The organism is Sinomicrobium weinanense (assembly GCF_018863395.1).
In the GTDB taxonomy this organism is placed as follows: Bacteria; Bacteroidota; Bacteroidia; order Flavobacteriales; family Flavobacteriaceae; genus Sinomicrobium; species Sinomicrobium weinanense.
Genome location: NZ_JAHKRR010000004.1, coordinates 626,712 through 647,760, shown reverse-complemented (window position 1 = coordinate 647,760; position 21,049 = coordinate 626,712). Strand labels below are relative to the sequence as shown.

Sequence of the window (21,049 nt, the reverse complement as noted above, 5' to 3'; positions counted from 1 at the left end):
CAAAATGATCTACGATGAATGGGGGCAATACAAGTTTTATAAAGTCCAGGTAATTATCCAAAGCAATATCTTTTTTTGCAAAGATCGACTTTTACTTCAATTCTTCCCCAACTTTTGAGATTGATCCTATTTGATCTCCCATTCCGTGGCCGGATCGTTCACGATTTCCGAAAGCCGATCGAACTCTTCCCGGGTTATGGTATTTTCACGGAATTTTTCCAGTAATACTTCTATCGATGCTCTATGCCGATTCATATATTCCAGGTGTTTTTTCTTCTAAAGTTTACCGGTATTCGGTGGTCAGTGTGTGGTATGTTTTACTGATTACCGACCACCGAATACCGAATACCGACTATTTCTCTCTCATGGCTCCCATCAGCTCCATGGAAAAATTGTCCCTGGCCTGGATATAGGCTACCTTAGGAGTGGCCTTTGCCCCTATTTTTCTTTTTTCGAAAGAAGCTGACAGTCCGAAATCTATTCTCCGGAACCCGAGACTGCCTGCGCGTTTTACGGTTTGGTACAACATCTGCCGGTATAACTGGTATTCCCGGGCATATGTATAATCCATTCCGATAAAAGCAGGCACATAGGTATCTTTACCGTTCTTATAACAGAACATCACGCCCAAAGTTATGCCATCTTTTCGCTTATGGTATTCTTTTTTCAGGGAAAGCTCCATAAACTCCCAAAAGGGGCTTTGTGACATGACGGCGAACAATTTTTCCGGAAAGGAAAATGTATTCAGGTCATAATTGTTTTTCCGTACATTCTCAAAGAGTTGCCTGTAAACTTCTGTTTTTTTGGCAGTAACGGTTTCCCTGAACTTCACATTAAAAAATTTTTCATAGGGCTTCACCTCCTTCCGGAAATGCTTCCTGGAACGGGAAGAGAGCGAGGCTACATATTGTTCGACACTTTGCCAGGACAGGTTTTCCACGGCACAGGAATCGGGCATGGCCATTTTTATATATCCCCGGTTGTGAAATACCCGGCTCAGATCTTCTTCTTCGGTAAAATCCCGTAATACCAGCATGGATGTGTCTTTCTTCTCATTGAGTGTTTCCAGTGTTTCCAGAAGTATCCTCACAGCTTCCCGCCATTGCGGGTGTGAACTGTTTAGATAGCAATGCTGCCCCTCTGTAAACAGGGACCCCATGCTCAGCACGTGGGAAGTAAGGTAATAAGGATCCTGTTTTCTCTTTTCTTCCAGTTTCACGGAAACAGAGGCAGGGGCCAGCATATCGTCTTTCCAAAGGGCCAGGGTAAAGAATGTAGCCAGCACCGGTTTTCTGCTTTTGTCCCGGATCATAAGGTAATAGAAAGACCAGTTGTGTTCCGGTGCGGCATTACCGCAAAACGCTTTTTCGAGGAACGCCAGGCCTTCCCAGTCAAAAATCCCGTGACCTTTAAACCGTGTATTCCATTCTTCTTTATTTATCTTGTGAATAGTGTTTTCTAACTGCAAATCCAGGATTCCGGGCTCTTTCCTTTTTTGTTCGGTATTTGTTACCGGCATCCGGAACGCCCTTCTCACCCTGTTCAATGTGGTATGGGTTTCTTCCAGGGCCTTCGGATAGTGATACGCCAGGGCTTCCGCCAGGTGGTCCATGTCTTCTTCTTCATTGTGCCTGGAAATAGTGATCCTTAAGCCGGTATTTTTTACAGGGACTCCCGGATATATACCCAGGTTTATAAAAAGACCTTCGGCCATCAGTCGTCTTACGAGCTTATAACCGGTAACGGGCATCCCGGTTCCGATATAGAATACCGGGCAATCGTTCTGTTCTATCAACGGGAGTTCCGTTTTCTCCAGCAACCGGTTTAAATACCTGACCTTATAGCGTAATTCGTCCTGTAACTTATAGATCTCCGGGGAGAGGTGAATGTCTGCTGAGGCAGAGGCAGCAGCAACGGAAGCAGGCTCTAATTGGGCCGAAAAGGTCAGTGGCCCTCCGAAATTCCGGATCTTCCGGTACATTTTTACATCCGGGCATACCAGTACAGCACCGCTGGCCCCGAAAGTCTTGCTCAGAGTACCGAACAGTAGCGCATTTTCCGGCAGTTCTTTCAGCTTGTGCAGCACATAACCTGTACCGTTCTTTCCTATCCAGCTCATGCCGTGTACATCGTCGAAATACAAATGTAACTGCGGATATTTATTGCTCAGTTCCATAAGTCCGGAAATCGGTGAGCAGTCTCCGTACATGGAATACACCCCATCGGCCATATACCATATTTTTCTGCATTTGGAAGACAGGTCACGTATTTTGTCTTCGAGCATATCCAGATTGTTGTGGCGTATCATTTCTATGGGTACTCCGCGCACCTTGAGCTGCTGGGCGGCATTCTGTACACTCCAGTGTACCTGATGGTCCAGGATAACGCCGTCTTCATCCCTTACCGCAGTGGGTATGACCCCCATATGTCCCAGGGTACTGTTTTTGGTAATCACTACGGGATATCCGTACATGACCTGCACTTTTTCTTCCAGTTCCCTGTACAGGGGATGGGAGATATAGGTTTTGGAAAGGGGGAACTGTGTGCCAAACTTAAAAATGGCCCGGGCAGCAGCGGTCTTAAGGCGGGAATCCTGTTCCAGGCCAAGATAGCCCGTAGTGCCGAAATGCAGCAGATCCCTGTCGTTCACCTTTATTTTTCGGCCGCCGAAACTACTGCCCTGGGCATAAAGGTGGAGCACACCGGCCTCGGTGGCATCCGAGAAAACCCCGTCCACCGTATCCAGGAAGTTATTATGTTTTATTTTTGCCATCTCTTTCCCTTTTCACCGGGGCAAAAACAAACGAAGGTCTAGTTGTTTTTAAACCACCCAAACTAAAAAAATTAACCCAAATCAGCATCTGCAAACCTAAAATAATCCCTCTCAGATAAGAAATAATCCCTCTCAGACAAGTTTTTTTAAAAAGTTTAGCGTTAACCTATAACCGGGTGGCCGTAAATGGCCTGCATATATAAAATTTTGTTAAATTGCCGGGTTATATACCCCACAAATTATGACGTACTTTGAAGATTTCAACCAAGGCATGCCCAATATTGAAAACGAGTATGCCAAATTCTGGATAGACCGGAATATTCTCTTTTTTGTATATAAACCAAACACCATTATCGACCTCAAAGCCGCAAAAATAATCGTCGCCGACAGGTTAAAATTCCAGAACGAGCGGAGTTTCCCCGTATTTTGTGACATCCGCGGAATTAAAGATGTCGACAAGACCGCCAGAGACTACCTTGCCAGGGAAGGGTCTACACTCACCAGAGCGGTTTCCATCCTGGTGGCGCCACCTGTCAGCCATGTTATACTCGAATTTTATCTCAAAGTGAGCAAGCCCAATATTCCCTCAAAAATATTTACTGACAGGCAAAAAGCCCTCCGGTTCCTGGAGACTTTTATATCGCCCTAATTTCGGGAAACGAGGTCAATAAAATTGCATAAACAACTTACATTATGTAACTTAGCGATCTCCCCTTTTCTCGGACGCCTAATTGTCACATGGCTTATGAATCATTAGTACTTTTAGAAAAACACCAGAATACCAAGCGATTTTTTCGACACTACTGTCGGACTTATCTTTTTCTGTAACTTTCAAATCTACCCCAAATGATGAATGTAGATCACGACAAAAAAAGGATAAAAAGCATCAATCGGATGCTTCTCGAGGTCGCAAGCGGAAATTTTTCCTACCGTATCGAAAGGTCCAGCCAGAATGATGAGCTGGAGGCCCTGATCGTCCTGGCCAATATGATGACTGAAGAACTGGGAGAGGCCTTGCGTCATCAAAATTATGTGAACTACAATGAGTCTTACAAACACATTGGCCAGATGACTTTTGTTCTTGATGACCGTTTTCGCGTTAGCAGTTTTAATCCTCTTGCACCGGATATTCTCCTGTTTAAGGAAAAGGAAATACACGGAAGACCTTTATCTGCCTTTCTCACGGAAGAATCCAAACCTGTGTGGCAGGACTTTCAGTCCGACATATTGAACGGCAACTCATATAATCATACCCTGGAGTTATCGTTCAAGGCCAAGAAATATTTTATTGTCCCGACCATCTGTTCCGTATCCACGCTTCTCAATGCTCACCATCAGGGTTCCATACTGGTGACGGCCATAGAAACCATATTGCGAAGTGAAGAAACGGAAAACGAACTGCGGAAAAGAGCTGAACAAAATAAAAAGATCCATAACCATCACTCCTCCAAAAATACACTCCGCATTGTCCTCAACAATTCAGATCTCAAAAAAATCGGACAGGTACAGGAGTATATCGTCAACAAACTCGACGAGCCCAATTTTTCCTTAAAAGAACTGGCCCGCACGCTAGGCACCAATGAATTTAAGTTAAAGTACGGTTTTAAACAACTCTACGGCACTACTGTATTCCGCTACTTACAGGAAGAGCGGCTTCGCAAGGCAAGTCTTCTTGTACAGCATTCCAAATTGCCGTTAAAGAACATTTCGGAAATGACGGGTTTTAAAACTGCTCAACATTTTTCCAGGGTGTTTAAGGGCAAATACGGCTACTCGCCGAGCAAATTCCGCAAACTATTGCGTGAAAAAAACAAATAATGATATGATAAAACGAATATTGCTGCCGAATACCATATTTTCTCTCTCATGAAATAACCTATATTCGGGTTCGTGTAACTTTCCTCCGGAATAATCAAAAAAATCCTTTAGAGATAAGTCTTAATCCCTCTCAGATAAGTTTTTAAATATCCATTTATTACCTTTAGATACTTGAAACCCGGAAATTGCCCATGGCGGTTTCAAGAGAGTACGAAAGCTATTTCGTATGATACATCGCTCTACCCTTGCCAAAAACCGTGAGCAGGGTTTACATATCTATATCGCTCATGTACTGCAAGCCCTAAAGTCTCACGGTTTTATTATCCCTGTGTTTTTCTCTCTATATTGAAATCTCAAAGAACAAGGTGAACGCCAGAAAAAAATCCCTTAGAGATAAGTTTTTATCCCTCTCAGATAAGTCCTGCACGATGAAACTTATTAATTTTACGTACAAAGCATAAAGAATCTGACTAAAATCAGATCGGAATCATACGATAACGGTCAACCTTATCGCCATAGTAACGAAATTTCAGATAACTTTCTCTCTTGCCTTTGTGTGTATAGCCGTGAGTATGCTTCTATATGCGGAAATGGTCCCAGCGCAGTTGACCATGTTCGCAACTCACGGCTGGCAAGGGAAAATTTTCATCAATTAAGGGAAAACATCTCGTCAAAAGGGTCGTCTTCCTCATCGGGGCCCTCTTCTCCATCGAAGTCCTCTTCTTCTTCCGCTTCCGCTATCTCCTTCCAGTGTTCGTCCATCAGCTGTTTTATTTCCTGCTCCGTTTCCGGCCTTCCCATATATGCTTTCAGGTGTTCGAATTCTTCCTCGGTCATTGTACCGCTACGCAATTTTCCCAGCAGTACGTCCAGATATTCTCGGTCGTTCTTCATTGCTTTGTGTTTTAGGATGAATGTATAAATATGCTATCTTTATTAGACTAATTGTTCTATAATTAGTACACCGGAAGTGTATAGACGGTCCTAATGAAAAGGTATTTTTTTTTGAGAACGCACTTTTATACCGCTAAAAACGGGGAAAATTAACCGGAAAACATAATACTCAACCATACAAAACGGCCATTTCCAATCGAACATACAGAAATAACACCTGACAGGACAAATTAAAAAGGGGAAGATCACAGGTCTAGTGAGGATTATGAAGAAATACACCATGTTTCGGATAAGTGCATAAAAAAACACGGAACCTTCAAAAGATCCCGTGTGAACACATCATAAATCTCACACCAATCCAAAATAACCTAATATGAGAAACGTAGTACTAAACTAAAGCTGCTGCGAGATTTTAGCAGAAATACATGTGTCTGTAATTTATACACAGGTAAAATCATATAGTCCCAAGGAAAAATAAAAATAGAAGAATATAACCGTTTATGGACAGGCTAAGATTTTCGCGCCGTCCACAACGTTTAGGCCCGATCAGTGCAGTCAAAAGATCAGGAATAATTACAAATTGTTTTCAAGGTGTGGACGTAACCGGAACTTTATCACTTCCATGATTTTCCACAGGTGATTTTTTACGGTTTTGGGGGTTATTCCCAACATTCCGGCTATTTCTTTATTGGATTTCCCCTCCTCCCTGGATAATTTATAGATGATCTTTTTTTGAGGAGGAAGGCCATCAACGATCCGGTTTACGATCTGCCGGTATTCGTCAAAGTAGATCGTGGCTTCTATGGGTTCGTATTGGGTACAGACGTTTTTCCACAATTCTTCCTTGAGCGATTCTCTGCGAAAGGCATCTCTCAGATGGTTATATGTAAGGTTCCTGGCAATGGTAAATACAAAGGTCGTAAAGGTCGGTGGCTTTATGCTTTCTCTTTTTTGCCAGACTTTAATAAAGACTTCCTGGACCATCTCGTCTGCCACATAATCTGATTTGGCATATGAAAACACAAAATAGTAAAGTCTTTTTCGAAGTGCATAAAAAATAGTTCTGAATGCTCGTTCATCTCCTTTTTTAAGAGACTCCACGAGCCTGTTATCTATTCTTTGAGGTTTTTGCTTGTTCACTTTGCTGTAGTTCTGGTTAGTATGGGAATAAAGTTACGATTATTTACCACAGAACCCGAAAATTCTGTGTCGTTCTTCGTCCGGTCTGCGCATTAAGGGGTTAAAGCGATCCGGTTAATTTTCATTTTACGTATATTTACGTGCGGTTATTCCGGTTTTGAGAATGATCTGGTATTCCGGGAACCCTAACAAATATATAAACGTTTTGTTTAACTGACAAATTTTGAAATATTTTTACACCAAAAGTTTACGATAAAATGAACAGGTCCCTCATGCTAGATCAAATAAAATATCATTATCACTTTAAAAGAGATGCTGACCTGGCGCGGCACCTGGGTATAAAGCCACAGGCCTTGTCGAACTGGAGGAAGCGGAATTCTTTTGATGCGGAACTTATTTATATGAAGTGCAACGAACTCAATTCGGCCTGGTTACTAACGGGAGAGGGGCCTATGCTCAAGGAAGATCTGAAAGGTCTCTATCCGGTGCAGGAAGAGAGCAGCACTTATATACTCACAGAAAGGATTAATGCCATGGAAGGACAGATCGAGGCACTGAAACAAGCCAATGAAGCCCTCCAGGAAACCAACAGTACGCTACGCGAAACACGGGAGATATACAAAAAGCGGATCGAAGAGCTGGAATTGCAAAAAAAGTTGCCAGGTAGCGAATAAACCCGGGAATCCCTTTAGAACTTTTTTAATACTTTATGATAAAAATACTGAGAATCAGTCCTGAAAACAAGGATTTTTCGGTACTCATTAAATACCTTGACGCAGATTTGGCGCTAAGAGACGGTGAGGAACATTCTTTTTATGCGCAATACAATAAGACAGACCAAATTAAACATGCTGTTGTAGCCTATAATACAGATGGGAAACCATCGGCTTGTGGTGCCATAAAGGAATACACTCCGGATATTGCTGAAATAAAACGGATGTATACTTCTCCCGAGAACAGGGGAAAGGGCATGGCCTCTGAAGTCTTAAAAGCCCTTGAGGATTGGGCAATGGAACTTTCTTATAAGAAATGTATTCTCGAAACCGGAAAAAAACAACCCGAAGCTATCCGGCTTTATCAGAAAAACGGTTATAGTGTTATCCCTAATTACGGTCAGTATGCCGGTGTGAAAGACAGCGTATGTTTTGAAAAACTACTGGAACAAAAATAAATTCACTTTTCGCCACATCCTTAAAAACAATGTTGTCTGTCATAGCGAGAGCCGGGCAGATACAACAAACCCCTCCTCCCCTTATAGCATTTTCCTATAAGAACAGACGGGGGCTGATGTTGTATAAAAAAAGATTTGGGGAATCGGTCCTGCCACTTTCTTAAAATACATAGGGAAGATAAGGCTGATCACCCGTTGATTCCTCCTAAAAAGTCGCTTATAAAATCCCTAACGGCATCAAGAGCAGCATCCATGTGGGCTGTTACGATACTCACTATACCGTTGAGTACTTCCAGAATACCGTCAATATTCAAGCCGCCATTAATATTGCTCAGTTCATTTTCGTTCAGTTCTTCTACGCCATATTTATTTAAGTGTTTCATCTGCTTATTTTTTATTTGTTTTTTCACAGGTCAGATGGAAATCGAAGATTAGCTACGCTGAACCACTGTGTTAGGTTTCACGAGTTCCAATGACTAAATAATAACAGTACGAGTAATGCCCGGAATAATCATGCCGGTTGGTATGACAATTTTGCTTATGGGCATTTCATAGCTTTAAAAATGTAGATTAATAAAATAAGATAAGTATTTTATTTCCTGCAATCCGGTAAAAGAAAAGAGCGATAAGGAGCATATTCCCCAGGGCAAACACCTTTGCCTGTTATCGGGTATATGCTCCTTAAGGCTGTTTTTCCTTTAGGATAGCTGAATGATCAGAGATCAATTACAGATCAACTACTCCGGTAACAAGACCAAGAGCAAGCTCTACTATGCTTCCTACTACAGAAACAATTCCGCCTACTACTCCGGTAACAGTACCGAGGACCCCGGTTACCAGGTTAATAACTCCACCGAGGTCCAGGCCTCCGTTAACTTCTTGTAATTCCGTAGCGTTCAGTTCCTGAACTCCGAAGTTTTCTAAATTTTTCATAAAAAAGTAATTTTAGGTTATACAAAAGATTTAAGACAATTTTTTCGCTTATTTAGTGGTGTAATGGAACGTATCCGTTTTACACTGCTAATATAAAGTCACTCCCTGTATAAACCTTGCAGTTTAGAGGTTTTGTTTAAAAAACATGTCGTTTTAACCACTGAAATCGTTAAGAATTTTACTTCACCTGTATCCGGCGGTGCCTTTCGGCAGGCACATCTTTTTCCTTGATATTTTTCAGGATGTTTCCGCTACGATCTCTTTTTCCAGAACGGGATAATCCCCGCAGAGCCTGATCCGGGTAGTATCAAACGGAAAAGTATCCACATAGGTGCTGTTAGCCGGTGGCTGGTGTACATGGATCAGAGCTGCCACTATTCTCTCCCGGTCTTCTTTGCGCACCGGGGTACAACTATAACAAAACTGTTCTCCCGGCTTTAGCTTTTGTTTCCACAACGATTTTTTTTCATGGTTCCTCACCCGTTCGTTAATATTATCGGCTGCTCCTATATAGATCAGGTCGTTCATGGATACGGTGCTTTTATCCCGGTCGTGGTAATAGCTTTGTACCACAAATATCCCTGAATAAGTGGGTAAACCACGGTTGTCCCCTGCTCTCCAGTATCCTTTGAATTCCTGTTCGAATACTTTTTCTGTCATTAAGTATACCTTTTGAGTTTAACCTTCAAACCTAAAGGCATTATGACAAATTTCCTTACGGATTTCCATAAAACACAAAAAAAGCTGTCCTCAAACAGATGTATATGCTTCCGTAAAATATCTGAAGAGACCGATCTCCCATATACCCCGAAACGGGATGCTCCGGCTCTCAAAGGCAGTGAAAACCACCAGCTCTAAAAACAGCCGTAAACTGCTTTCTGTATAACAAAGCCTATAACAACCTGAGATCTTTTAAAATGGTAATAAGATGGATCGTAGTATTGGCATTAAAGTCTTCTTTAAGTTCTTTGAGCCTCTTTTCCATCGAACTTCTACTGCTGGGCTTTATGCCCTCTTTTCTGAAGTGTGTTTCTATCTGTTCCTGGGTGAACCCATTGGCGAGGCAGGTAAGCAGCGCCAGTTCATATTCCCTGAGGGTCAGGAAATTTTTCTTTTTCACTGAGTTCTCCACCTCCGGGGAAAGGTAAGAATCTCCGTCATTTACAGTCCTGATGGCATTTTCCAGGTTGGTAAGGCCATTCCGTCCCTTACAGACATATCCGCGTATCTGTCCCCTGTTCCAGAGAGACCTTACAATTTGCGGATGGTCTTCTACCGAATACACAATAATAGGTATTTCCGGAAATTCTCCGGCCACCACCGCAACAAGCTCTTCTCCCGAAGTCAGTTTTTCAGCCCGGTGATCGGGCTTAAAGGAAAGGTCACAGATCAACAGGTCAAAGGGATTCCCGTCCAGCACGGCCCTTTTTGCTTTCAGATAGGCCTCGTCGCAATACACAGCATGATACATCTCCGGTATTTCCAGTTTCTTCAAAACAGCAGACAATCCCTTGTTTATGCTGTCTATGTCCTCGGCAACTAATATTTTCTTAAACATACGCAAAAGATTAGTAAGGTAATTGAACTTCAGCTCTAAAGCCTTTTTCAATATCAAAAGTAATGCTTCCTTTTACGAATAAAATACGGTTTTCCGTATTCCGGAGCCCGTTGCCATATTTTAACATACCAGATGGTATGCCCACACCATTATCGGAATATGTGATCTTCAGTTTTTCCGCTGTTTCGGAAAAAGTTATGGCTACGTGTGTGGCCTTGCTGTGTTTTTTCATATTGGTCATCAATTCCTGTAATACCCGGTGGAGGTTCACCTTTTTTTCTATCGATACTTTTTGCCAGGAAACATCCTCCAGGCCGAGGATAACGATCCTGGTGTCACCGGAAGAATAGCTTCCCAGCATGGAAGTGAGTTCTTCCGGAAAGCGGGCACCGGTATCAACACCTGTATTTTCCCTGGAAATATCTCTTGTCATCATATATATTTTTTCCAGTTTATCCAGAATGTCCTTATCGGGAGTGCCCGTTCCCAATTGCGCCATAATATGGTATACCCCATTGGCAAGTTCGTCGTGCACCCTTTTGGACAGGCGTATTTCGGTGGTGTATATGGCTTCCTGCCTTTCTCTTGCTATCCTTGCTTCTTCCCTGGTTTTCCTCAGGGTATACCACAGATAGGAGATTGTACCTATACCGATGACAACCATAAAGAGGACCAGGTTTTCTGTCTTTTCTTTTTTTAACAGGAGTTCCGTTCTTTCCTTTTCGGTTTTATATTTTAATTTTTGTTGTTCTTCCCGGCTGTAATCGTATTTTATTTTGGCAAAGGCGTTCTTGACCCTGAGCCTGGCCGTATTCAGGCTATCATTTAATAAAGTGTATTGCCCGGCGTATAGCTGACTTTCATTGGGAGCTGCCAGGTGAATCAGTTTTTCCAGGGCTCTTATCCGCCCTTCCGGATTTTTATACGCTGTGGAAATATCCAGATATCTTTTTGCGTATTCAACAGCCAAGGCATTATTTACCGGCCTGAAAAAATCGGAAAGATGGGCATAACTGGCCTGAAGCCCTTCCATATCATCATTTTTCAGTCTTATCTTAAGAGCTTCTTCTAACTCTGCTAAAACATTTGCCCCCGGATTCTGCAACCACCTCGTATAAGCAAGGTTGTCTATGATCCGCGCCTTTATTTTAGTACTATTTGCTCCTTTTTTACGAGCAATAGAGGTAAATATTTCAATAGCTGAGTTAAACTCTTTTTGGTCCATTCTGACATTGGCAATGTTAGTCAAAACCACAATGCTGTCTTTCCCCGATGCGACAAACTTCAGGGCATTCTCATATTCTTTAATGGCATCGTCATATAATTCCTGCCCTCTATAGCTTATAGCAATACGATTGTATGCACCGGATAAGTAAAGGGAATCTTTCTTGTGATCCAGGTAGAGTAAACTTTCGGTAGCACTTTCCTGGCTGCCGGAATAATCTCCTAAACGCCCCTGGGCTATTGCCATTTCAACCAAACGTTTTCCCACCTGGGAACTATCACCGACAGCCAGATAGTATTTTTTGGATTCTATGGCGTTTTTAAAACTCTCCTCCAGATCACTTAAATAGCTGAAAATTTTGCTTTTCCTATAATACCCCTTAGCCAGATACAGAGTATCCTCTTGTACTTTGGAAAATTTTATGAGTTCATCGGTATAATACAGAGAACTATCGTACTGCCTCATTGTATTATGGAGGTATATTTTCTGGGACAATACCTTTAACACTAAAGGATCGTGATCATCTTTGACATGCGCCAGAAATTGGTTAACAAAGAAAAGTTTTTCTTCAGTAGAAAGGGTATTCTCTTTGGAGCGTTCAAAAAAGTATACTGCAGAATCTTTTACCTTTTCCGGCGTTCCTCTCTGGGTCTCCATATTTTCATCACAACCAGCATAAAACACTATAATGATGAACAGAGCTAAGAAACTGAATTTCATGGGGTACCTTTGATCTTTCCCCCCAAATTACTAAAAAATGATAAGCCGCGAATAATTTCCGCGGCTTTTCTTTGCAAAATATTTTTAATATTCAGGCTCTTCAGGTAGTTCAATATCTCCGTCTTCACCTGGCCCTCCTTGCGTATCATACAACGCTTCATTCTCCGCCACATCGTCATAAGTACATGACGACAGGGACAGATTGGCAATAACAACCGCTATAATTAAAAGTAACTTTTTCATTTTTGATAAAATTTTGGAATTAGACAAAGGGGTAACCGTCCGGCTAATAGCCGGAAATGCCTGGGGTTACGGCACCCCATAAGCCCCGTAATGTGGGAGTACTCCTTGGTTTTGGGAAGAAGAAATCTTAAATGCGGAGGCGTCTGGCCACTTCCCTACGGCCATCGGCCACCCGCATTACGGATTTCCGTAAAAACAGGCCCTTATCTTTTGGTATGTTAGCTACGCCAAATAAGGCCCCATTCTGCCAGCGAAGTAAAGACAGGAAAGACAAAAGAGTGTAGACAAAGGCAAGACATCTCTTTGACAATTTGTGAACGTTCATAAAACTGACTCACAAAAATCTGTAAACCATCATTTTACACTTAAACACATTAAAAATGGAAAAATGGATTCAGAACCTCATGGAGTCCGTATTCGGCAAAGTAAAAGAAATAGCCGTGGAAACTTCCGTAAACGGGAGGTCCAGGTACCTCGCCCAAAAAATGGAAGACGACTTCAGCTTTCGACTGAGCGACAGGAACATCACCCGGTATTACAAGGCGTATATCACCGGCGAAAAAAGAAAGATCACACCCAATAAGGCTACGCTTAACGCTCTTGCCGAATTTATCGGTTATAGGGGCTTTGAGGATTTTATCCGGAGAAACGAAACCAAAGAAGAAGAAAAGTGCCGAAAATTTTCCAGGCAGATCAAAAAAATGTACAAGCAGATAGCCCTTAGCCTGGTTGTTAATTTCCTCCTTCTGAGCGGGCTGTTCTTTTTCGTTTCGAAATACTATAAAAAGAACTGTATGATCTGGATGGATGACCACTACGAAAAGATAAGATGTTCTGACCTGGAACTGGAAGTGGAGCTCAATGAAAAAGTATTGGCCAAGTTTAAAAAAAATACAGGCGGGTGACTCGATCTCCTTTTTCAGGAACGGCAAGGTCTCAATGTGGTATGCCATAATCGATGGTAAGATCGAATTCTTTACGTTCCCCTGGGTACATCCCACGAGCAAAAAAACACTAAAGCCCGTAACTCCGTATCTCTCGAAAATGTATCTCTCGAAAACCAAAGATCATGTCGGGAAAAGATAAAACATTCCGGCCAGTTTAATTTCACGGGGGGGAGTATCACATAGAACTCATTCTACCTGATATTCGAATTAGTTCTACATTTCAGGCCATGAGCTACTAGGGAAAATAGCCTAATTTCACCGCACTTTTAACCCGGGCATCGATGCATGCCTGAGCGGGATTTATCCCTGAAAATTGATACTAAACCTTGAAATAGATTTGTGGAAACCTTTTACTTTTTGAGTTGATGAGAAAACTACTGACTCTTGCAGGAGTTGTGATATCCGTCTATTCCCTGACAACTATTCTGGGGTATGTTATGGAATACCGCATGATGGCAAATGACGAAACAGGCTATGTGTGGGGAAATTTTATCCTGCTGCTCATAGGCTTTGTGATGATCCTCTATGCCCGTGGCATAACAAATAAATGATCAAAGGCACAGGCTAAAGGAACCGCATTGCAAACAACCAACCGTAGGTTCCTGAAGTCCCGGAGCAGGTTTTTTAGGAAATTTAGCCGCCCTGTCAACCCGTTCAATACAGGGATAAGCTCCGGGATATTCAGGAATTATATTAGAACTATTTATGATGTGGTCACTTATAGATATTTATTACAATGAATTACTGGTGATGCGTTAATTTTCAAATAAAAAATACAAGAAGTTGAATATCAATAAATTGAAAATTGTTTTTTGCTTTTACATTTGGTTTTGATTGAGCCTAACAGGGCTCCTCCCTTGTGATGAAAGGAGGTGGTTCCGATCTCTGATCGGGACCCGAGAGCCTGTCCCGAGATATCGGGAGTTAGAAAGCCCAAACCATCGGACAAACATAGGTGTTCCGGGCAAATTCCCAAGGCTTGGGCCGGGTCAAACTCCCCGTCCCACAAGCGGGACACCCCTCTTCAGATGAAAAGGGGAGCTTTTGAAATTTGTTAAAACATTGATTTATTTCCAATAACAATAAATCTCTAAAAACCACAACAAACCTCTATAAGTCATTAAAAATCAATATTGTTATTATGGGTAAGATCATAGCTATTGCAAATCAGAAAGGTGGCGTGGGCAAGACCACTACCTCCGTTAACCTGGCGGCTGCGCTGGGTGTTCTGGAGAAAAAAGTGCTGCTTATAGATGCAGACCCGCAGGCCAATGCCACTTCAGGGCTGGGTATTCCGGTAGATGATGTAGAAACCGGCACTTACCAGTTGCTAGAACACACCGTTGAAGCAAAAGACGCCGTGATACCGACCAAATCTCCCAATGTAGACCTTATTCCGGCCCATATAGACCTTGTAGCCATAGAGATCGAACTGGTAGATAAGGAAAGAAGGGAATACATGTTTAAGGAAGCCCTGAAAGGGATTGACGACCATTATGATTTTATCCTTATAGACTGTGCCCCGTCGCTCGGGCTGCTCACGCTCAATGCCCTTACTGCCGCATATTCCGTCATCATACCCATTCAGTGCGAATATTTTGCCCTGGAAGGCCTCGGAAAACTTCTTACCACCATTAAAAGCGTTCAGAAAACACACAACCCCAGGCTCGATATAGAAGGTATGCTGCTCACCATGTACGACTCCAGGCTTCGGTTGTCCAACCAGGTGGTAGAAGAAGTAAAACAGCATTTCAGCGATATGATCTTCGACACCATCGTTCAACGCAACATCCGCCTGAGCGAAGCTCCCAGTTATGGTGAAAGTATCATCAACTACGATGCCACCAGCAAGGGGGCACTGAGTTACCTGAGCCTCGCTCATGAGATCATAAGCAAGGGAACTGCCACCACTGAATAAAAAGATTGAAAGAGATTGATGGAAGATTGAATTTCGATAATGAGAGTTTGATCTTAAACATTTTAATCTTCTTCAATCTTCCCGCGTAGCGGGGTCAATCTCCTATCAATCTTTTAACCTTGCCTTTGCCCGCACGGAAAACAGTTTCTTAAAACTCGTTAGGCAGAAGCAGGGTTCTTCCAATAAAGTAAAAACACATACAGACACCGGGTTCCAGGGGGATGTTCCGGGAGATTCTCGCTCTTTTTAAGACCTCCCTGTTTCTTTTACAGAATTCCAGCCAGCAATCCCCCTTTTCTCCCCTGCACAGGCGGATTACAATAAAATCTGTTTCCCGCGACAGTGCAAATGCCCACATAGCCATATCCAGGAACAACCTGCCGTCTTCAAAAAGAGCAATTGCATATTGAACACCATCAGTATAATAAAACGGGAAACCGGGATGCAAATACAGGTGACCGGAACTGCTGAAACCCTCTATTTTTTTTCGGACCGCCCTACTCTCATTCTCTTTTACCTGAAGTACAAATATTTCCATACGCTTTAAACGAGTTTTACCCTGCAAACGGAAACCGCATTATTGCGAAATTCGATCTCCAGGTACATTTTGTAGGGCAGGCTCTTCAGGTCTGTTACAAAATATTTCCATCGATCTACATAATAGTGATTGTACTCATCACCCAGAAGTTCCACAACCTCGGCTTTAGACTTGGACAGCAACACCTCGCCTTCCAGGATATTTTTCAGGTGAGAAATACGTTGCTCTCTACTGCTTTTCCACAAGGAACTTTCAAAAGAGCAGTGTCTGACTCGCAATAAAAGCATGACATATTTACAAAATAATGACATCTCTCAATTTTTTCTGTCTATTGAAGTCTAATATCCACACTTAGAAAAAGTTATTTAATTTCCTGCCCGTACAGTTTCATTCTCCCGATACGGATAATGCCGGGACAAGGGAACGACAGGACAGTTTTCCGGTATTCGCAGTTTAAATAAACTAAATAAGCTCCCGGCAAAGCAACACTTGCCGGGAAGACTTATCTAAACACTTGATTATGATATTAGGAAACGCTGTATTAACGTCGATATAAAAGTAGCGTAGTTGCCTTATAATCTCCTCAAAAAAGCCGTAGAACTAATACATGGCCCGTGTAGAATAAGTTCATTTTCAGTGTAGAACAAGTTCTATAACAGCCAGGTCATTATTAACTTTTTTTTTCGTATACTTGTAGGCCTCAAATAAGAATTTTCATAACCTACATTATTTCAGTACCTTATAACTGTTTTATAGTATTAAAATAAGTATAAAACAGGTGTTTTATCACTCCTGGTAGCAAACATTTAACGCCCGCAAATTTTACATAATCTTTAGAATTTCCCTCTGATTCTAATGCGACTTACGTTGATCACCCTTTTCAGTTCCCTCCATCTTATAACCTATGGCCACCAAATCCGCAATCACCCTGCTAAAGATTATAGCATAAAATGGTATACCGACAGTGACGGGTTACCACAAAACAGTGTAAAACAAATATTCAGGGACACTTATGGCTTTATCTGGCTCCTCACCCAAAACGGCCTGGTACGCTACGACGGCAGAAACTTCAGGGTATTTAATTCTGAAAATACTACCATACACAACAACCGCATGACCCATGCCGAAGGAAATCCGGGCATGGACAGTATTTTCGTCTATAACGATTTTGACGAAACCCTCCTGATATCCAAAAGGACTGCTAAAACGTTTCATAATAAGGCAAGGCCCTATCCCGGCCACAACACGGCCCCTTTTACGGGAAACATCCCGGACTCCACCCGTGTGGCGGGCAAAAGGTACATTATCCCCGCGTCCGGCAACACCCGTTATTCCATAGGCAATGACACTGTGGCCTATCAAATGTCCGGACAGGGTACATACAGGCTCCGTTTTCCTCACAACGGTCCCCGGCATTTCTTTACCATGGGAGACACCCTGTATTATCTGCAAAACAATGGCAGATATGCCATGATACATGACGGCGGGATATTTTTCGGAAGAACAAAGGTCCCGGATAAAAAAATCACCGGGATTATCCACAATGCCATAACTCAGCAAAGTTTCGTCCACACGGAAAAAGAGCTGTATCTCCTTCAGAAAAAGGGTACAGGGCTTTATCTTCAACGTATATTGGCAGATTTCGATTTCAGTGCTGAAAACAGCATTTTATCGATCTATTACGATCCCTACCTGAAGCATATTTATATGGGAAGTGCCACCCGGGGCATGGGTATCGTAAAAAAATACGATTTTCACAGCGTCAACGTCCCGGGAACGGACATGGTGCAATACGCCCTGGCCAGCTATGGTACAAATCAGATAGTCACGGCCACCGGATCTGTCATTGACGTAGCTAATATTTCGGGTAAAAAATTGAATGTCTCCTGGAAAAGTGACAAATACAGCCTTATTACAGACAGGCAGGGAGACATCTGGACCAAGGACCATAATCTACTGTACCGTTTCCGGAAAGAGACGAACTACGACGAATACCAGCAGTGGACACTCCCGCAAAAGATAGAACAACTGTATAAAGGTACTGACGGCCGGATATGGATTGCCGTACATCTCAACAACGAAAAAAGAATAGCCTCCAAAGGTGCTCTCTACTATCTCGATTCTTCCGACCCGGATTGCAGCCCTAAAAGGTTTAAAACACTGGATTTCAACACCTGTTATATGCTGCAAACTACCGATAGTACACTCTGGCTGGGCAGCTTCAACGGATTGTACAAAATGGACCTCCGCAACAAAGAAACCAGCCAGGTCACCGGACTTTATGCCAAGCATATCAAAAGCCTGTATGCCCCAAATCCGCAGGAAATATGGATCACCACTTCCACAAACGGCATATTTCTGTACAAGGACGGAGCACTGATCGGTTTTCCGCCGGACAGGAAGGGATATATGCTTTCATCGCACTGCATTGTAGAAGATGACCAGGGGTATCTGTGGATCACTACGGGCAAGGGGTTGTTTCAGGTATCCAAAAAGAAAATGCTCGACTACGCCTGCGGAAAGATGAAACAGGTCTATTATCATTATTACAACAAAGATTCCGGATTCCTGTCTAATGAATTCAATGGGAACTGTGAACCCTGTGGTATAAAACTGAACAGCGGGCACATTGCTCTTCCCTCGCTCAACGGAATTGTGATCTTTAGTCCTGAACAAGTAAAACCCAACCTGCCCAATAAGACCATTTATGTCGACGAGGTCCGAACAGCAGACCATATCCTCCCCGTAAACAGGGACACTGTGATCCTGGATCGCGACTTCGGAAGGGTACACATCCGCCTGGCCACACCCTACTTTGACAATCCTTACAACCTGAACATAGAATTTAAACTGGAGGACGAAAACAACAAAAACTGGGAATATGTCGAAGACGGGCAGACCATAACCTTCTCCCAGTTACCTCCGGGAAAACACACCCTTATTGTGCGAAAAATGAACAGTTTCTACTCTCATTACCTCCATAAGAGAATAACGCTTATTGTCCCTCCCTATTTCTGGGAAACCGACTGGTTCTACGCTCTTTTGTGCCTGTCTGTCCCGGTGCTCATATTTTACTGTATAAAACTGCGCATAAAATACGTGCGCTACAAAAACGCCCTTCTGAAAAAGAAGATCATAGAAAGTACACGCCACCTGAGAAATACGATCAGCACGCTCCGCGTCACCAAAGACAAACTGAAACAACACACTGCCATACAGGAAAAGCTCATCGCCTCCATAAGCCACGATATACGCAGCCCTTTGCGTTTTATGGTAGATACGGGAGAATACCTCTACGCCAACTACGACAGCGGCAACAAAAAAATGATACGCGAAGGCATCCGGTCCATGTATAATGCCTCAGTAAAGATCCACGAATTTATCAGCGAACTTCTCGATTACAGCAAAGCCCGTATTTACGAAGGCATGCAAAACACCCCCGGAGAAAGCTATAACCTGCAGAAACTGGTCCGGGAAAAAATAAGCCTGTTCACGGAGATCGCCAATTCACAACGAACCGGAATATACAATTACATCCCGGATAATTTTATGATTTCGGTCAACAAGCACCTGCTGTCCATAATTATCCATAACCTTCTGGACAACGCCGTGAAGAACACACATAACGGGAAAATAACCCTGGATGCCTTTAAGCGGGAAAGAAAACTTTATATTGTTATAGCAGATACAGGTAAAGGTATCCCCAAAAGGCAACTCCAGTACTACCAGTCCCTGATCCGCCCGGACAAAAAAGAAAATACCGATTATATTAGCACGAGCAATAGCCTGGGGATTAAGATCATCCTGGACCTGCTCATTATCCTCAACGGTAAGGTAGATATTAAGAGTACAGTCAACAAAGGCACCCGGATCACCCTGATCTTTCCTTCGGAAGCGCGTTAAGGCTCTCCATCACCGGGTCGGGTGCCATGCAGGAGCAACGTATCGGCTGCCTGGAATCCCGGCCTCTTTAATATAACTGAAATTCAACATAAGAATAATCCTTATCAATACCTCCGTATAGAAAGTTCCCACCAAGACAACCCATATAAAAACAAAAACGCTTCCCCGGTTGATGAGGAAGCGTTGTGTGATAAGTGTTTTTATTCGGATAACGGGAAGATAAAATCCCGGTCAATTTGTCCATATATCTTCTTCAAACCCTCTGATCTCTTCTTTTATCCTATGGCCTTCCATCAACTGGAACAGGGAATTATCCACAATATAGTCCTTGATAGACCTGTCTCCGTGAACATTGTCTTCTTTGTAAATGGTGGCATTGAACCTTCTCGTGTTCAACAGGGTGTCGAAAGACAAGGGTGCGGCGGAATTCTTATTGTTAAACGCCTTGGCCTCATGAAGTATTTGCCGTGCACTGGGATACCATACCCAGAACAACTCGACCAGGTTGGACCCGTCGTCCACACCAGAATCGATAAAGTTAACATCGGGGGCAACAGGCGCGATAGCCAGCAGCCGGTATTTCAGTTCGCCCTGGCGTTTATCGAAATACCACACTCCTTTAATACGGTATTCCACGATATCTGCCGCAGTAATGTCTCTCCGGTCTACATATTCCGGGGACAATGCCTCGCCGGCATTGAGCTGCTCATACCCCAGGTCGGTAGTATCGATGCTGGAAAGCGTGGCGTCCAGGTCTTCGAATTTCCTTTTTTCCGTGAAATACGAATCTACATAAATATCTGTAAGTACGCTGTCTTTAATAGCGGTTACAAAGACATCATACAGTGATTTCCTGTTCGATTCCCTTATGGGTTCTATGGGATAGTACATCGGGAAATTCACCCTTTCGTCGAGATCTATGACCTCCCAGGTGGTTTTTGACCACATGACATCACGGTCGTCTACATAACCGTAATCCATGGGCTCATCGTTATCTGCTTCTTTTTGTCTTTCTGTTTTCACCCCGATCTCTTCGGGCTTCTTTGCGTTGAGCAGGTTAGCTTGTCCGAAGGAGAAATGAGAACATATACAAAAGACCAGGGAAAGCGGGGTAGTAACTCTCCAATTCATAATTTTTACATGATTTATATTATTGATTTACTGCTGTACCTGTGCAGGCTCAGGACATAGCTGTCCTGAACCGGGTCTGTGGAGTTCTCCACAAACCCGGTACGTGCACAGTTATAAGGTCATAAAAAAGTGCGGGA

Annotated in this window: 21 protein-coding genes; 8 read left to right on the top strand and 13 right to left on the bottom strand. The window is 42.9% G+C overall.

Translation table 11 applies throughout. The features are described 5' to 3' along the window. Positions 1-126: 126 nt before the first annotated feature. Together KN811_RS21960 and KN811_RS15065 are read right to left on the bottom strand one after the other, a co-directional pair. Entirely contained in the window at positions 127-255 is a 129-nt protein-coding gene (locus KN811_RS21960; protein WP_282097922.1) for a hypothetical protein, read from the bottom strand. 97 nt (positions 256-352) lie between these two features. After that, entirely contained in the window at positions 353-2,773 is a 2,421-nt protein-coding gene (locus KN811_RS15065; protein ID WP_187965037.1) for a bifunctional aminotransferase class I/II-fold pyridoxal phosphate-dependent enzyme/GNAT family N-acetyltransferase, read from the bottom strand. A 241-nt stretch (positions 2,774-3,014) separates the two neighbouring features. Here KN811_RS15065 and KN811_RS15060 point away from each other — a divergent pair, with 241 nt between their 5' ends. Together KN811_RS15060 and KN811_RS15055 are read left to right on the top strand one after the other, a co-directional pair. Further along, positions 3,015-3,422, top strand: coding sequence for a DUF7793 family protein (locus KN811_RS15060; protein ID WP_247716505.1), 408 nt, complete (start codon positions 3,015-3,017; stop codon positions 3,420-3,422). Positions 3,423-3,619: 197 nt separating this feature from the next. Beyond that, a complete protein-coding gene (locus KN811_RS15055) occupies positions 3,620-4,591 on the top strand; it encodes a helix-turn-helix domain-containing protein (RefSeq protein WP_187965038.1) in 972 nt (323 codons plus the stop codon). Between the two features lie 648 nt (positions 4,592-5,239). Here KN811_RS15055 and KN811_RS15050 read toward each other — a convergent pair. Both KN811_RS15050 and KN811_RS21875 read right to left on the bottom strand, forming a co-directional pair. Continuing rightward, a complete protein-coding gene (locus KN811_RS15050) occupies positions 5,240-5,485 on the bottom strand; it encodes a hypothetical protein (protein ID WP_187965039.1) in 246 nt (81 codons plus the stop codon). Positions 5,486-6,058: 573 nt separating this feature from the next. Beyond that, positions 6,059-6,625, bottom strand: a complete 567-nt coding sequence (locus KN811_RS21875; RefSeq protein ID WP_187965040.1) for an RNA polymerase sigma factor — start codon at positions 6,623-6,625, stop codon at positions 6,059-6,061. Between the two features lie 272 nt (positions 6,626-6,897). Here KN811_RS21875 and KN811_RS15040 point away from each other — a divergent pair, with 272 nt between their 5' ends. Next, on the top strand, positions 6,898-7,299 hold the full coding sequence (locus tag KN811_RS15040) for a helix-turn-helix domain-containing protein (protein ID WP_187965041.1): 402 nt from the start codon (positions 6,898-6,900) through the stop codon (positions 7,297-7,299). A 35-nt stretch (positions 7,300-7,334) separates the two neighbouring features. Then, the gene (locus tag KN811_RS15035) at positions 7,335-7,796 is read left to right on the top strand and encodes a GNAT family N-acetyltransferase (RefSeq protein ID WP_187965042.1); all 462 of its coding nucleotides are present in this window, start codon (positions 7,335-7,337) and stop codon (positions 7,794-7,796) included. A 188-nt stretch (positions 7,797-7,984) separates the two neighbouring features. Here the strand turns inward: KN811_RS15035 and KN811_RS15030 are convergent, their stop codons facing one another. The 6 genes from KN811_RS15030 to KN811_RS15005 form a co-directional block, all read right to left on the bottom strand. Next, the gene (locus tag KN811_RS15030) at positions 7,985-8,179 is read right to left on the bottom strand and encodes a bacteriocin (RefSeq protein ID WP_187965043.1); all 195 of its coding nucleotides are present in this window, start codon (positions 8,177-8,179) and stop codon (positions 7,985-7,987) included. A 343-nt stretch (positions 8,180-8,522) separates the two neighbouring features. Continuing rightward, positions 8,523-8,729, bottom strand: coding sequence for a hypothetical protein (locus KN811_RS15025; protein ID WP_187965044.1), 207 nt, complete (start codon positions 8,727-8,729; stop codon positions 8,523-8,525). A gap of 237 nt (positions 8,730-8,966) precedes the next feature. Then, the gene (locus KN811_RS15020; protein ID WP_187965045.1) at positions 8,967-9,389 is read right to left on the bottom strand and encodes a GIY-YIG nuclease family protein; all 423 of its coding nucleotides are present in this window, start codon (positions 9,387-9,389) and stop codon (positions 8,967-8,969) included. Between the two features lie 232 nt (positions 9,390-9,621). Then, positions 9,622-10,287, bottom strand: a complete 666-nt coding sequence (locus KN811_RS15015) for a response regulator transcription factor (RefSeq protein ID WP_187965046.1) — start codon at positions 10,285-10,287, stop codon at positions 9,622-9,624. 10 nt (positions 10,288-10,297) lie between these two features. Next, positions 10,298-12,232, bottom strand: a complete 1,935-nt coding sequence (locus KN811_RS15010) for a tetratricopeptide repeat-containing sensor histidine kinase (RefSeq protein ID WP_187965047.1) — start codon at positions 12,230-12,232, stop codon at positions 10,298-10,300. Between the two features lie 84 nt (positions 12,233-12,316). Further along, positions 12,317-12,475: a hypothetical protein gene (locus KN811_RS15005; RefSeq protein WP_187965048.1), complete on the bottom strand. Its 159-nt coding sequence runs from the start codon at positions 12,473-12,475 to the stop codon at positions 12,317-12,319. 380 nt (positions 12,476-12,855) lie between these two features. Between KN811_RS15005 and KN811_RS15000 the strand changes: the two genes are divergently transcribed. From KN811_RS15000 to KN811_RS14990, 3 genes are all read left to right on the top strand, one after another. Beyond that, positions 12,856-13,380, top strand: coding sequence for a hypothetical protein (locus tag KN811_RS15000; RefSeq protein WP_187965050.1), 525 nt, complete (start codon positions 12,856-12,858; stop codon positions 13,378-13,380). 407 nt (positions 13,381-13,787) lie between these two features. Then, positions 13,788-13,973 carry a hypothetical protein gene (locus KN811_RS14995; protein WP_187965051.1) on the top strand — a complete coding sequence of 62 codons (186 nt, stop codon included), beginning with the start codon at positions 13,788-13,790 and terminating at the stop codon, positions 13,971-13,973. Positions 13,974-14,563: 590 nt separating this feature from the next. After that, positions 14,564-15,340 (top strand): ParA family protein, encoded by a 777-nt coding sequence (locus KN811_RS14990; RefSeq protein WP_187965052.1) that lies wholly within the window; start codon positions 14,564-14,566, stop codon positions 15,338-15,340. Between the two features lie 148 nt (positions 15,341-15,488). Here the strand turns inward: KN811_RS14990 and KN811_RS14985 are convergent, their stop codons facing one another. Both KN811_RS14985 and KN811_RS14980 read right to left on the bottom strand, forming a co-directional pair. Beyond that, a complete protein-coding gene (locus KN811_RS14985) occupies positions 15,489-15,878 on the bottom strand; it encodes a hypothetical protein (RefSeq protein WP_187965053.1) in 390 nt (129 codons plus the stop codon). A gap of 5 nt (positions 15,879-15,883) precedes the next feature. After that, positions 15,884-16,165, bottom strand: a complete 282-nt coding sequence (locus tag KN811_RS14980) for a hypothetical protein (RefSeq protein WP_216334866.1) — start codon at positions 16,163-16,165, stop codon at positions 15,884-15,886. Between the two features lie 568 nt (positions 16,166-16,733). Here KN811_RS14980 and KN811_RS14975 point away from each other — a divergent pair. Then, positions 16,734-19,781 (top strand): sensor histidine kinase, encoded by a 3,048-nt coding sequence (locus tag KN811_RS14975; protein WP_187965055.1) that lies wholly within the window; start codon positions 16,734-16,736, stop codon positions 19,779-19,781. A gap of 231 nt (positions 19,782-20,012) precedes the next feature. On the opposite strand, the gene porN is transcribed toward KN811_RS14975, so the two are convergent. Next, the gene (porN, locus tag KN811_RS14970) at positions 20,013-20,912 is read right to left on the bottom strand and encodes a type IX secretion system ring subunit PorN/GldN (protein ID WP_187965056.1); all 900 of its coding nucleotides are present in this window, start codon (positions 20,910-20,912) and stop codon (positions 20,013-20,015) included. Between the last annotated feature and the right edge of the window lie 137 nt (positions 20,913-21,049).